We start from the raw sequence: 13,516 nt of genomic DNA, 5'->3' as shown, positions 1-13,516 counted from the left end.
CGTTCACGACGTCGTCGCGGAACTCCTTGGGATAGGGCTTGGGCATGGTGTACATCCTTCCATCGACGCCTCTCAGCGCCACAGATCAGGTGTCACCTATCGGTGCATCAGTCCCGGGACTGTAAGAACAACGGTGTGTGAGGGTCCGGCCTGATCCGAAAGGAGACGGCCGTGTCAGAGTCCACGACCGAGATGACAGGCACGATGATCGACCCTGTGACCGGAGAGATCATCGATCAGAAGGACCTCGCCGAGCGGCTGCTTGCCCAGGCGAAGGAGCAGGGCGTGAGCCTGGTCGGCCCGGGCGGGCTGCTGAACCAGCTGACGAAGAACGTGCTGGAAACCGCCCTGGAAGCCGAACTGACCGAACACCTCGGTCACGACCACGGGCAGACGCCGATCGCGGCCAACATGCGCAACGGCACGAGGTCGAAGACCGTGCTGACCGAGATCGGCCCGGTCGAGATCGAGGTGCCCCGGGACCGGGACGGGTCCTTCGAGCCGGTGATCGTGCCCAAGCGCAAGCGGCGTCTGGATGGGATCGACCAGATCGTCCTCTCGCTGTCGGCCCGCGGGCTGACGACCGGTGAGATCGCGGCGCACTTCGAGGAGGTCTACGGGGCGACCGTCTCCAAGGACACCATCAGCCGGATCACCGAGAAGGTCGCCGGTGAGCTGGCCGAGTGGTCTTCGCGTCCGCTGGACCCGCTCTACCCGGTGCTCTTCGTCGATGCGATCGTGGTGAAGGTCCGCGACGGGCAGGTGCGCAACACGCCGTTCTACGTCGTCATGAGCGTGACCGTGCACGGAGAACGCGACATCCTCGGGATCTGGGCCGGTGACGGCGCCGAGGGCGCCCGGTTCTGGCTGCAGGTCTTCTCCGAGCTGAAGAACCGGGGCGTCGAGGACGTGCTCATCGCCGTCTGCGACGGGCTCAAGGGCCTGCCGGAGGCGATCAACACCACCTGGACGCAGACGGTGGTTCAGCAGTGCATCGTGCACCTGATCCGCAACTCCTTCCGCTACGCCGGCCGCCAGCACCGTGACGGGATCGTCAAGGCGCTCAAACCGGTCTACACCGCGCCTTCAGAACAAGCGGCAAAGGACCGGTTCACCGAGTTCACGGCCGAGTGGGGCCAGCGGTATCCGGCGATCGTGCAGCTGTGGGAGTCCTCCTGGGCGGAGTTCGTGCCGTTCCTGGAGTACGACGTCGAGATCCGCCGGGTGATCTGCACGACGAACGCGATCGAGTCGATCAACGCCCGCTACCGCAGGGCGGTGCGGGCACGCGGGCACTTCCCGAACGAGGCTGCAGCGCTGAAATGCCTCTACCTCGTCACCAGATCTCTTGATCCGACCGGCGGAGGTAGAGCACGCTGGGTGATGAGGTGGAAGCCGGCGCTGAACGCGTTCGCGATCACCTTCGCCGGACGGTTCGAGAGAACCACTCACTGATGAAAACAGCCGGACCCCACACACCGTTTATCGGACAGTCCCAACACGACCGCAAAGGGCTTTACATATGGCCCGGTTAGCGGCCGGTCCTCCATGTCGGCCGTTGGGCGTCTGGCATCCATGTGCTCCACGGATTTCCGTCTCAACGGTGGAGCGTGCCTTCAGAAAAGGTCTTCGTCAGTGCTTTTCTGGGGTGGCTGGGGGTGGGTGCTGGAAGATGCGGTTCTCGTCGGTGGAGAACATTCTCCGTTCGCCGGTTCCCAGTTCTCGGGCCCACACCACGTGGAGGAGTGGCATGGTCTCCTCGACGAGTCCGCGGTAGTAGAGGTCACCGACAAGGTGGACGTCGATGCGATCACCTGCCTGCAGCACGGTGCAGTCCTCCACGAGGACTGGGACTGGGCCGGGGACGGGGTCGGGGCTGGTTATGGTAGCGGTGCCTTTCGTCGGCGCCTATGGGCTGGGGTGCGGCCTCGGGGTGGTCAGCCGGGACGCGGTGAGCACATGCCGGGTGGTCGTCCCGATCTGGTGCGCTCAGTGGTGCGGTGTCGACGCGGGGTGTTCTCGGCCTGGAACGCGTATGGGTCCCCCACGGCGGAGGCCGGTCGCGGCCGGCTGGAGCCGGAGGTTTTGGAGGTGTCCGTCAGCAGTCGGGCAGGGTGGGTCTGGGATGGCTCGTTCGGGCGGTCCCGTGCTGGTGGCACCGTTCGGTGGGCGGCGGTCAAGAGTCCTGGGTGGTGCGGGAGTCTGGGGGCCGCTCTTTAGCGGTGATCGCTGAGTTCGAAGAACCAGATGATGTGGTGGCGCAGGGCTTCGGCGGCGTCTGCGCCTCGGCGCTGCTGGAAGGCCTCCAGGATGTTCTTGTGCTGTTCCTGGAGGGTGTGGCGTACCTGCGGCCAGTCCGCCAGGCCGGCGACGGTCTCCTGGACGTAGCCGATGGTGGCCTGGCGCAGCGAGGCCATGATGGTCTCGACCACCACGTTGCCGGCCAGGGAGGCGAGCAGGATGTGGAACTGCGCGTCGTGGGCGTGGAAGCGCTCGTCCGGCAGGTCCGGGTCGTCCATGGCGGCCACCAGTTCGGTGGCCTGGTCAAGTATCGCGGTGCGCTCGGGGGTGTCCGGGGCGGTGGCGGCTTCGTGGGCGGACTGGGTTTCGAGCAGCAGCCGGGTCTGCACCAGATCGCCGATGCGCAGGGACCGGTTGGCCACGTGCATCCGCAGCGCCCAGCCGAGGGCGGCCGAGGGGTCCGAGATGACGATCGCCCCGGCGTTGGGCCCGGACCCGGTGGAGGAGCGGACCAGGCCCATGGCGTCGAGGACCCGGAATGCTTCGCGGACCGAGGCGCGGGAGATCCCGAACTCTTCGGCCAGGGGGCGCTCTGCGGGCAGTCTGTCGCCCACCGAGATCTCGCCCGAGCGCAGTCGTTCTTCGAGCCAGTCGAGGACGAGGGTGTAGGTGCGTGTGGGCGCGGGCACGAGGGGCTCCTGGAGGGTAGATGGGGAACCAAACCATTCTAGAGAGACCCCGGGGGCTGCACCCGACCGGATCAGTCGGGTGCAGCCCCCGGGGTGCAGCAGGCGTGGGGCCGGTCATGAGCCCGGCCCCATGTGCCGGGCTCAAACCCGGAGTTCGTTCTTGGTGGGGGCGTCCTGGCGCCACAGTCGGGCGGCGATAAGGGCCAGTCCGGCGATGAGGGCCACCAGCATGATGGTGCCCGGGTTCAGGCCCACCCCGTGGATGAACAGGTAGGCGATCGCGCCGCCGGCGAGGCAGTAGTAGGTGGTGACGATGATGGTCTTGCGCAGCAGATCACCTTCACGCCCGAGCAGGCCCACGGTGGCCGAGGCGGCCACGATGTTGTGGATCGCGATCGGGTTGCCACCGGCCCCGCCCACGGCCTGGGCGGCCACGACGAGTTCGGGGCGGTCCAGACCGATCGCGGCGCCGGTGGAGAACTGGAACTGGGAGAACGTCAGGTTGGACACGGTGTTGGACCCGGCCACGAAGGCACCCAGCGCGCCGATCCAGGGGGCGATCACGGGCCAGGAGCTGCCCGAGATCGCGGCGGCGCCCTCGGCGAGGGTGACCGGCATGCTGGAGAGCCCGGACTCGTTGAGGGCCGGGCCGGACTGGATGAGGACCCGGACCAGGGGCACGGCGAAGAGCAGGGCGGCGGCGGTGCCGGCGAGCTGGCCGGCGGAGATCTTGAGGGTCTGGGCGATCTCGCGGGAGTTCATCCGGTGCAGCAGGTAGGCGAAGGCCGAGGCGAGGATCAGCACGAACCCGGGAAGGTAGAAGGGCTGGACGGTGGTGGTGATCTCGGTGCCCAGGATGTTCTCGAAGGGGATCGCCAGACCGGTCAGCCATTCCTTCAGCGGGGCGATGACGCGGGTGGCCACCAGCAGCCCCGCCATCAGGGCGTAGGGGGCCCAGGCGCGGACCGTGCTCATGTGCGTGGAGACGTCGGTGGCTTCGGCCGGTTCGATGGTGCCCATCCAGCGGGTGGGCCAGTCGGCGCGGGGGCCGAACTGGAAGGTGTCCTTGGGCATGAGGAAGCCGCGGCTGGAGGTGTACATCACCAGCACCATGCCGAGGAGCCCGCCGAACATGGAGGGGAACTCGGGGCCGAGGAAGCGGGCGACCAGCACGTAGGGGACGGTCATGGCCAGGGAGGCGTACACGGCGAAGGGCCACACGGCCAGCCCGTCGCGGAAGCGCCGCTCGGGGCCGAAGAACCCGGTGAGTAGGGTCACGAGGATCAGCGGGATGAGGATGCCCACGATGGCGTGGATGGCCGCGGTGTAGAAGCCGATCGAGTTGATGAACTCGGGCATGGTCACACCCAGGACCTCGACGCGCTGAGCGACCGCGGGGTCCCCGCCCAGGCCGTTGGCGACCCCGACGAGGATGGGGGTGCCGACCGCCCCGAAGCTGACCGGGGTGGACTGGACGATGAGGCCGATCATGACGGCGGCCATCGCGGGGAAGCCCATGGCCAGCAGCAGCGGGGCCACCACCGCGGCGGTGGTGCCGAAGCCCGAGACGCCCTCGATGAACGAGCCGAAGAGCCAGCCGATGATGATGGCCTGGATCCGCCGGTCGGCGGAGATGTTGTTGAATCCGGCGCGGATGGTGGCCATGGCCCCGCCCACGGTGAGGGTGGAGAGCAGCAGCAGGGCGCCGAAGACGATGTAGAGCATGGTGATGGCCACGATGAGGCCTTCGACGGTGGCGGCCAGCACCCCGGTGAAGCTCATCTGCCACACCACCAGGGCCACGATGACGGCGGCGAAGTAGCCCACCGGCATCGCGAACTTCGCCGGCCAGCGGAAACCGGCCAACAGCACACCCACCAACAGCAGGGGCAGCAGAGCCAACAGGCTCAGAACAGCGAGATTGTCCATGGACAGATCCTTTCTGGGCCCTGCCCCGCAGGATCACGGGTGACGGGGCGGGCCGGGTGCGTGGTACGGGCTGGGTCAAAGTTTCCGGGACGCGACGCGCAGCTCGTGCCGGCCCCAGTGGCCTCGATGCGCCTTTCGATGAGTTCCGGAAAAGCAGCACAGACCTTGGTGTCTGTCGGGTGGCCGGTCGGGTTCCCCGCACCCCAGTGCGAGAAGAACCAGACATGCCATCGCCGTATGGTCGGACCACAATGGTCTGACCACGAAGAGTACATGACCCAGGTCACACCACCAACCCTTCGGCGCAATGTTTTCGCCGCCTGCCGCCCTGGTTGTGTGGTGCGGCTCATAGTCCTACTATGGTCAGACCACAGGTGGTGCGGTGTTCTCGCATCGACCCTTTTTCTTCTTCTTTCGTCCTTGTTCTCCTGTCCCCCGGAGGTCCCATGAGAATCGCCCTGTTCGCCACGTGCATCGTGGACGCGATGTATCCGCGGGTCGCGCTGGCCACCGTGCGGGTGCTCGAGCGGCTCGGCCACGAGGTGGTGTTCCCGCCCGGCCAGGGCTGCTGCTCCCAGATGCACGTCAACAGCGGCTACTTCGACGACGCCCTGCCCGTGGTCCGCAACCACGTCAAGGCCTTCACCGCCGCGGACTACGACGTGGCCGTGGCGCCGTCGGGCTCCTGCGTCGCCTCCCTGGGCCACCAGCAGCCGATGATCGCCCGCGCCGGCGGGGACGAGGAGCTGGCGGTGGCCGCCGCGGCCGTCGCCGGGAACACCTACGAGCTCTCCCAGCTGCTGGTCGACGTGCTCGGCGTGCGCGACGCGGCCGCGCAGCTCGGCTCCTGGTTCCCGCACCGGGTGACCTACCACCCGTCCTGCCACGGGATGCGGCTGCTGCGCCTGGGCGACCGGCAGAAGGACCTGGTCGCCTCGGTCGGCGGTCTCGACCTCGTCGAGCTGCCCGACGCCGAGGAGTGCTGCGGCTTCGGCGGGACCTTCTCCTTCAAGAACCCGGACGTCTCCGCCGCGATGGCCGAGGAGAAGATCGACAACATCGTCTCCACCGGGGCGGAGCTGTGCACCGGGGGGGACGCCTCCTGCCTGCTGCACCTGGGCGGGGCCATGGCCCGCCGGGACTCGGGGCCGGGCACCGTCCACTTCGCCGAGATCCTCGCGTCCACCCGCGAGAACCCGCTGGAGGTCTCCGGACCGGTCGAGCTGTCGATCCCGAAGAGCAGGGGGCGGGGTGGGTGCACGTCGGCGCGTTCCTCGGCCGCGGGTCCTGCGAGTCCGGCTTCCTCGTCCGTTTCGTCCCACACCACCGGAGGCGCCCGATGACCCGTCGTATTGCACTGGGGATGCCTGCTGTGCGTCCCGTCCACGGGCAGGGGAATCTGCACGCGTCCACCGCGTTCCCCGCCGCGGCGAAGGCCGAGATGGGCAACACGCAGATGCGCGCCAACATCCGCCACGCCACTCACACGATCCGCGGCAAGCGCGCCGCGGTGGCCGGGGAGCTCCCCGACTGGGAGGAGCTGCGCTCGGCCGGCTCCGCGCTCAAGGAGCAGGTCATGGCGGACCTGCCGCACCTGCTCGAGGAGTTCGAGGCCAACTTCACGGCCCGCGGCGGCACCGTGCACTGGGCGCGGGACGCGGAGGAGGCCAACCGGATCGTCACCGAGCTCGTGCAGGCCACCGGGTCCAGCGACGTCATCAAGATCAAGTCCATGGCCACCCAGGAGATCGGCCTCGAGGCCCACCTCGAGGAGCACGGGATCACCGCCACGGAGACCGACCTCGCCGAACTGATCGTCCAGCTCGCCCACGACAAGCCCTCGCACATCCTGGTCCCGGCCATCCACCGCAATCGTGATGAGGTGCGGGAGATCTTCCGGAAGGGGATGCCGGAGACGGATGATTCCTTGACCAGTGAGCCGCGCGACCTCGCCGAGGCCGCCCGCACCCACCTGCGGGAGAAGTTCCTCTCCACCTCCGTGGCGGTGTCCGGGGCGAACTTCGGGGTCGCCTCCACCGGGACGCTGACCGTGGTGGAGTCCGAGGGCAACGGGCGGATGTGCCTGACCCTGCCCGAGACCCTGATCACCGTGATGGGCATCGAGAAGATCGTGCCCACCTTCCAGGACCTCGAGGTGTTCCTGCAGCTGCTCCCGCGCTCCTCCACGGGGGAGCGGATGAATCCCTACACCTCGATGTGGACCGGCGTGACCCCGGGCGACGGCCCCCAGAACGTGCACGTGGTGCTCCTGGACAACGGCCGCACCGCGGTGCTCGACGACCCCGCCGGGCGCTCGGCGCTGCACTGCATCCGCTGCTCGGCCTGCCTCAACGTCTGCCCCGTCTACGAGCAGGCCGGCGGTCACGCCTACGGCTCCACCTATCCGGGGCCCATCGGGGCGATCCTCTCCCCGCAGCTGACCGGCATCACCTCCGAGGAGAACGCCTCCCTGCCCTACGCCTCCTCGCTGTGCGGGGCCTGCTACGACGTGTGCCCGGTGAAGATCAACATCCCGGAGATCCTCGTGCACCTGCGCGACGAGGACGTGCGCAGCAAGCCCACCCCCCGGGTGCCCTCCCAGATGGATTTGATGATGAAGGGCGCTTCGGTGGTGATGTCCTCGGGCACCCGGATGGGGTTGGCCGAGAAGGGTCTGCCGTTGGGGAGGGCGGTGGCGGGCAAGGATCGGGCGATCTCCTGGTTGCCCGGGATCGCCGGGGGCTGGACCGATGAGCGCGACATCCCCGCCCCGCCGAAGGAGTCTTTCCGCCATTGGTGGGCCAAGCACGCCGAGGAGACCCAGGAACGGGTGGCCGCCGACGGCGGCCCGGCCACCGGCCCGGATGCGGGCGGTACCGCACCGGATGGGGCCGAGACCGACACCGAAGACGACGGGGGAGCACGATGAGCGAGGCAAAGACCGAGATCCTCAACCGGATCCGTGGGGCGCTGCACGACGCGCCTACCCCTGCACCGGCGCAGCGCACCTATCGCCGCGTCTCGGAGCGTGCGGCTGAGGAGGTCGTCGAGATGCTCGTGGACCGGCTGGTCGACTACAAGGCCGCGGTGTACCACGAGACCCCCGCGTCCCTGCCGGGGCGGATCGCCCAGCTGCTGGGGGTCTCCGCCCGGTATGTAGTCCCGACCGGTCTGGACACCGCCTGGTTGCCGGAGGACACCGCCGCCCGCCGGGTGCTGGTGGATCCCAATGACGCCCGCGACGCCTCGGCCCTGGGGGTGCGGGAGCTCAACGCCGTGGACGCGGTGGTGACGTCCTCGACCGTCTCCTGCGCGGAGACCGGCACGATCTTCCTCACCGGCCGTCCCGAGGAGGGCCGGCGGGCGATCAGCCTGGTCCCCGACCACCACATCTGCGTGGTGCCGGTTGAGACGGTGGTGGAGCTGATCCCCGAGGCCCTGGCCCTGGTGGAGCCCACGGCCCCGGTCACCATGATCTCCGGGCCCTCGGCGACCTCGGACATCGAGCTCGAACGCGTCGAAGGCGTGCACGGGCCCCGGACGCTCGACGTGATCCTGCTCGGCTGACAGGCCCGGACGGCGCGTGAACCGCAGCACGCGCAGACGCACCGTCGCGGATCCGCTCGGCACCCCGGCCCCGAGGGCCCGGGTCTGCCCTGCCCGGGCACGGCGGCCCCTGCCGTGCCCGGCCGTTTCTCCTTCGCAGTTGACCTTGTCAGAAATTCACAACACAGCACCCGGGCCTCCAATGGAGCGCCCAGGTGCGGAACGGGTGTCAATGTTCTCCAAGATCCTGGTCGCCAACCGCGGCGAGATCGCGATCCGCGCTTTCCGGGCCGCCTACGAGCTGGGCGCCAAGACGGTGGCCGTGTTCCCGTACGAGGACCGCAACTCGATCCACCGGCAGAAGGCCGATGAGGCCTACCAGATCGGGGAGGAGGGTCACCCGGTGCGGGCCTACCTCGACGTGGCGGAGATCATCCGGGTGGCCAAGGAGTCCGGGGCGGACGCGATCTACCCCGGCTACGGGTTCCTCTCGGAGAACCCGGACCTGGCCCGCGCGGCGGCCTCGGAGGGCATCACCTTCGTCGGCCCACGGGCCGAGATCCTGGAATTGGCCGGCAACAAGGTCGCGGCGCTCAAGGCCGCCCAGCGGGCCGGGATCCCCACCCTGGACTCCTCCGCCCCCTCCTCGGAGGCGGACTACCTGCTCGGGGAGGCCGAGCGGATCGGCTTCCCCGTGTTCGTGAAGGCCGTGGCCGGCGGCGGGGGACGCGGCATGCGCCGGGTGGAGACCTCTGAGGCGCTGCCCGAAGCCCTGGCGGCGGCGATGCGCGAGGCCGACACCGCCTTCGGCGACCCCACCATGTTCGTCGAACAAGCCGTGCTGCGGCCTCGGCACATCGAGGTGCAGATCCTCGCCGACAACGAGGGCGGGATGGTGCACCTGTTTGAACGCGACTGCTCCGTCCAGCGCCGGCACCAGAAGGTGATCGAGATCGCCCCGGCCCCGAACCTCGACGAGGGCATCCGTCAGGCCCTGCACGCCGACGCCGTGAAGTTCGCCAGAGAGCTGGGCTACGTCAATGCCGGGACCGTGGAGTTCCTCGTGGACACGGCCGGGGAGCGGGCCGGGCAGCACGTGTTCATCGAGATGAATCCGCGGATCCAGGTCGAACATACCGTCACCGAGGAGATCACCGATGTGGATCTGGTCGCCTCGCAGCTGCGCATCGCCTCGGGGGAGACCCTGGCGGACCTGGGCATCGCCCAGGAGTCGCTGACGGTCCGGGGCGCGGCGCTGCAGTGCCGGATCACCACCGAGGACCCGGCCAACGGGTTCCGCCCCGACGTCGGGAAGATCTCCGCCTACCGCTCCGCCGGCGGCGCCGGAGTGCGCCTGGACAGCGGCACCGTCTACGCCGGGGCGGAGATCTCCCCCCACTTCGACTCCATGCTGGTCAAACTCATCTGCCGCGGCCGCGACTACGCCACCGCCGTGCACCGCTCCCAGCGCGCCCTGGCCGAGTTCCGCATCCGCGGGGTGTCCACCAACATCCAGTTCCTCCAGGCCGTGCTGGCCGACCCGCAGTTCCTCGCCGGAGAGGTCGCCACCGACTTCATCGAATCCCGCCCCGAACTGCTCGAAGGCAAGATCTCCGGGGACCGGGCCACCAAGGCGCTGACCTGGCTGGCCGAGGTCACCGTCAATCAGCCCCACGGCCCCCGGGTGGAAGGTATCGACCCGCGTACCAAGCTCCCCCACTACCCGGGCGACAAGCAGGACGAGCCGCTGCGCTCCCCCTTCGACGGGCCCTCGGCGCACACCCCGCCGGACGGGTGGCGGCAACGTCTCCAGGAGCTGGGCCCCGAAGGCTTCGCGGCCGCGCTGCGGGCCCAGACCGCGGTGGCGGTCACCGACACCACCTTCCGCGACGCCCACCAATCCCTGCTCGCCACCCGGGTCCGGACCCGGGACCTGCTGGCCGCGGCCCCGGCCTACGCGCACACGCTGCCGCAGCTGCTCTCGATCGAGGCCTGGGGCGGGGCGACCTACGACGTCGCGCTGCGGTTCCTCGGGGAGGACCCGTGGGAGCGGCTGCGGCTGCTGCGGGAGGCGATGCCGAACATCCCGATCCAGATGCTGCTGCGCGGGCGCAACACCGTGGGCTACACCCCCTACCCCACGGAGGTCACCGACGCGTTCGTGGCCGAGGCCGCGGCCACCGGGGTGGACATCTTCCGGATCTTCGACGCCCTCAACGACGTGGAGCAGATGGCCCCGGCCATCGAGGCCGTGCGCAAGACGGGCACCGCGGTCGCCGAGGTCGCCCTGTGCTACACCGGGGACCTGCTCGACCCGGCCGAGGAGCTCTACACCCTGGACTACTACCTCGAGCTCGCCCAGCAGTGCGTCGACGCCGGCGCCCACGTGCTGGCGATCAAGGACATGGCCGGGCTCCTGCGCCCCGCCGCGGCGGCGAAGCTGGTGACGGCCCTGCGGGAGCGCTTCGAGCTGCCCGTGCACCTGCACACCCACGACACCGCCGGCGGGCAGCTCGCCACGCTGATGGCCGCGATCGACGCGGGCGTGGACGCGGTGGACGTGGCCGAGGCCTCGATGGCCGGCACGACCTCCCAGGTGCCCGCCTCGGCGCTGATCGCGGCCCTGGCCCACACCGACCGGGACACCGGCATCCCCCTGGAGGCCGCGACCGCCCTGGAGCCCTACTGGGAGGTCATCCGCCGGATGTACGCCCCGTTCGAGTCCGGGCTCACCGCCCCGACCGGGCGCGTGTACCGGCACGAGATCCCCGGCGGGCAGCTGTCGAACCTGCGCCAGCAGGCCATCGCGCTGGGGCTGGGGGAGCGGTTCGAGGCGATCGAGGACATGTACACCGCCGCCAACGCCATGCTCGGCAGGCTGGTCAAGGTCACCCCCTCGTCGAAGGTCGTGGGCGACCTCGCCCTGCAGCTGGTGGGCATGGGCGTGGACCCGGCCGAGTTCGAGGCGAACCCGCAGAAGTTCGACATCCCGGACTCGGTGATCAGCTTCCTCGCCGGGGAGCTCGGCACTCCCCCCGGCGGGTGGCCCGAACCGTTCCGCTCCAAGGCCCTGGAGGGCCGCACCGTGCGTGTCGGGGTCACCGAGCTCAGCGAGGAGGACTCGACCGCGTTGGCCGCCGACTCCGCGACCCGGCGGGCCACGCTGAACCGGCTGCTGTTCGCTGGACCCACCCGGGACTACGAGGCGGTCCGGGCCAGGTACGGCGACGTCACCGTGCTGCACACCCGGGACTTCCTCTACGGGCTGACCTCCGACCGGGAGCACGTGATCTCCCTCGGCAAAGGGGTGCGGCTGCTGGTGACCCTGCAGGCCATCTCGGAGCCCGACGACAAGGGCATGCGCACCGTGATGGTCACCCTCAACGGCCAGCCCCGGATGATCGAGGTCCGCGACACCTCGATCACCTCCTCGGTGCCCGAGACCGAGAAGGCCGACCCCGCCGACCCCGGCCACGTGGCCGCCCCCTTCGCCGGGGCCGTGACCGTCACGGTCGCCGAAGGTGACCTCATCGAGGCCGGCGGGCAGGTCGCCACCATCGAGGCCATGAAGATGGAGGCCTCCATCACCGCCCCCACCGGCGGCACCGTCGTCCGGGTCGCACTGACCGGGGTCACCCAGGTCACCGGTGGAGACCTGCTGCTGGTACTGCGCCCCACCAACTGAACCTTTCACCGCCCCCGAACCACCCCGTCCCCTGCCCTGGGCCCCTGCCCCGGCAGGAGCCGGTCGGTCCCGACCGCTGATGTTCCTGCGGCCGGGCCGGCGGGCAGAACCGATCCCCGATCCACTGGCACCCCGCCCGGGCGGCGCCCACCGAAGGAGTCCTTCATGACCTCTGTCCTTCCTTTCACTGACATCGACCTCTCCGACCTCGAGGAGGTCGGCGGCAAGAACGCCTCTTTGGGCGAGTTGATCCGCAACCTCAGCAACGCCGGGGTGCAGGTGCCCGGCGGTTTCGCCACCACCGCCACCGCGTTCCGCCAGTTCCTGGCTGCCGACGGCCTGGACACGCGGATCGCCCAGACCCTGGAGGGCCTGGACACCGCCGACGTGACCGCCCTGGCCGCCGCCGGTGCGCACATCCGGTCCCTGATCCGCAACGCACCGCTGCCGGACGGACTCGAGACCGGGGTCCGGGATGCCTACGAGAAAGTGGCCGGGACCCACCCGGCAGGGGTGTCCTGGGCGGTGCGCTCCAGTGCGACCGCCGAAGACCTGCCCGACGCCTCCTTCGCCGGGCAGCAGGAGACGTACCTCAACATCCGCGGGGTGGAGAACGTCCTGGCGGCGGTCAAGGACGTCTTCGCCTCCCTCTACAACGACCGGGCCATCGCCTACCGGGTCCACCACGGCTTCACCCACGCCGAGGTCGCGCTCTCGGCCGGGGTGCAGAAGATGGTGCGTTCCGACGTGGGGGCCTCGGGAGTGATGTTCACCATGGACACCGAGTCCGGCTTCACCGACGCGGTGTTCATCACCTCCTCCTACGGGCTCGGGGAGGCGGTGGTGCAGGGGGCGGTGAACCCGGACGAGTTCTACGTCCACAAACCCGCCCTGGCCGCCGGCCGCCCGGCCGTGCTCAAGCGCGGGCTCGGGGGCAAGGCCCTGCAGATGACCTACACCGACTCCCAGGAGCTCGGGGAGACCGTGGGTTTCGTCCCCGTGCCGCAGGCGCAGCGGGGGAGGTTCAGCCTCACCGACGCACAGGTGGAGCAGCTGGCCCGCTACGCGGTGGCCATCGAGGCCCACTACGGCCGCCCGATGGACATCGAGTGGGGCCTGGACGGGACCGACGGGCGCCTCTACATCCTCCAGGCCCGTCCCGAGACCGTGGTCTCCCGCCGTGGGGCCGGGGCCGTGGCCCGCTACCGGCTCCACGAGACCGGCACGGTGGTGGCCCAGGGGCGGGCCATCGGCCAACGGATCGGGGCCGGCCAGGTCCGCGTCCTGGGCTCCCACGAAGAGATGGCCTCCTTCCAGGCCGGGGACGTGCTGGTGGCCTCGATGACGGACCCGGACTGGGAGCCGATCATGAAGAAGGCCGCCGCGATCGTCACCGACCGCGGCGGCCGCACCTGCCACGCGGCGA

9 protein-coding genes are annotated in these 13,516 nt (G+C 69.7%); 6 read left to right on the top strand and 3 right to left on the bottom strand.

Annotated elements, in window-relative coordinates; all coding sequences use genetic code 11:
* Window positions 1-204: 204 nt before the first annotated feature.
* Window positions 205-1,455, top strand: a complete 1,251-nt coding sequence (locus PU704_RS19630) for an IS256 family transposase (RefSeq protein WP_277552794.1) — start codon at window positions 205-207, stop codon at window positions 1,453-1,455.
* Between the two features lie 177 nt (window positions 1,456-1,632).
* On the opposite strand, the gene PU704_RS19625 is transcribed toward PU704_RS19630, so the two are convergent.
* The 3 genes from PU704_RS19625 to PU704_RS19615 form a co-directional block, all read right to left on the bottom strand.
* Entirely contained in the window at window positions 1,633-1,827 is a 195-nt protein-coding gene (locus PU704_RS19625) for a hypothetical protein (RefSeq protein WP_047804244.1), read from the bottom strand.
* Between the two features lie 389 nt (window positions 1,828-2,216).
* Window positions 2,217-2,930 (bottom strand): FadR/GntR family transcriptional regulator, encoded by a 714-nt coding sequence (locus tag PU704_RS19620; protein ID WP_277552790.1) that lies wholly within the window; start codon window positions 2,928-2,930, stop codon window positions 2,217-2,219.
* A 141-nt stretch (window positions 2,931-3,071) separates the two neighbouring features.
* Window positions 3,072-4,859: an L-lactate permease gene (locus PU704_RS19615; protein WP_277552788.1), complete on the bottom strand. Its 1,788-nt coding sequence runs from the start codon at window positions 4,857-4,859 to the stop codon at window positions 3,072-3,074.
* A gap of 446 nt (window positions 4,860-5,305) precedes the next feature.
* Here PU704_RS19615 and PU704_RS19610 point away from each other — a divergent pair, with 446 nt between their 5' ends.
* From PU704_RS19610 to ppsA, 5 genes are all read left to right on the top strand, one after another.
* Window positions 5,306-6,202 carry a (Fe-S)-binding protein gene (locus PU704_RS19610; RefSeq protein ID WP_277552785.1) on the top strand — a complete coding sequence of 299 codons (897 nt, stop codon included), beginning with the start codon at window positions 5,306-5,308 and terminating at the stop codon, window positions 6,200-6,202.
* Window positions 6,199-7,788 carry a lactate utilization protein B gene (locus tag PU704_RS19605; RefSeq protein ID WP_277552783.1) on the top strand — a complete coding sequence of 530 codons (1,590 nt, stop codon included), beginning with the start codon at window positions 6,199-6,201 and terminating at the stop codon, window positions 7,786-7,788. The genes PU704_RS19610 and PU704_RS19605 overlap by 4 nt, the downstream gene beginning before the upstream one ends.
* Complete coding sequence (locus PU704_RS19600) at window positions 7,785-8,426, top strand: LutC/YkgG family protein (RefSeq protein WP_277552781.1); 642 nt, start codon at window positions 7,785-7,787, stop codon at window positions 8,424-8,426. Before PU704_RS19605 ends, PU704_RS19600 begins: the two co-directional genes overlap by 4 nt.
* Before the next feature lie 211 nt (window positions 8,427-8,637).
* Complete coding sequence (locus tag PU704_RS19595) at window positions 8,638-12,090, top strand: pyruvate carboxylase (protein WP_277552778.1); 3,453 nt, start codon at window positions 8,638-8,640, stop codon at window positions 12,088-12,090.
* A gap of 165 nt (window positions 12,091-12,255) precedes the next feature.
* On the top strand, window positions 12,256-13,516 hold a 1,261-nt coding region (ppsA, locus tag PU704_RS19590; protein WP_277552777.1), incomplete at its 3' end, for a phosphoenolpyruvate synthase.

The organism is Kocuria oceani (genome assembly GCF_029524215.1).
GTDB classification, from domain to species: domain Bacteria; phylum Actinomycetota; class Actinomycetes; order Actinomycetales; family Micrococcaceae; genus Kocuria; species Kocuria oceani.
Note: the sequence above shows the minus strand (reverse complement) of the source record. Positions and strands in the feature narration are given on the sequence as shown.

Excerpts from the sequence above, each read along its gene's own strand:
- PU704_RS19630 (WP_277552794.1), top strand. The coding sequence starts at position 205 with ATGATCGACCCTGTGACCGGAGAGATCATCGATCAGAAGGACCTCGCC.
- PU704_RS19615 (WP_277552788.1), bottom strand. The coding sequence starts at position 4,859 with ATGGACAATCTCGCTGTTCTGAGCCTGTTGGCTCTGCTGCCCCTGCTG.
- PU704_RS19610 (WP_277552785.1), top strand. The coding sequence starts at position 5,306 with ATGAGAATCGCCCTGTTCGCCACGTGCATCGTGGACGCGATGTATCCG.
- PU704_RS19605 (WP_277552783.1), top strand. The coding sequence starts at position 6,199 with ATGACCCGTCGTATTGCACTGGGGATGCCTGCTGTGCGTCCCGTCCAC.
- PU704_RS19600 (WP_277552781.1), top strand. The coding sequence starts at position 7,785 with ATGAGCGAGGCAAAGACCGAGATCCTCAACCGGATCCGTGGGGCGCTG.
- PU704_RS19595 (WP_277552778.1), top strand. The coding sequence starts at position 8,638 with ATGTTCTCCAAGATCCTGGTCGCCAACCGCGGCGAGATCGCGATCCGC.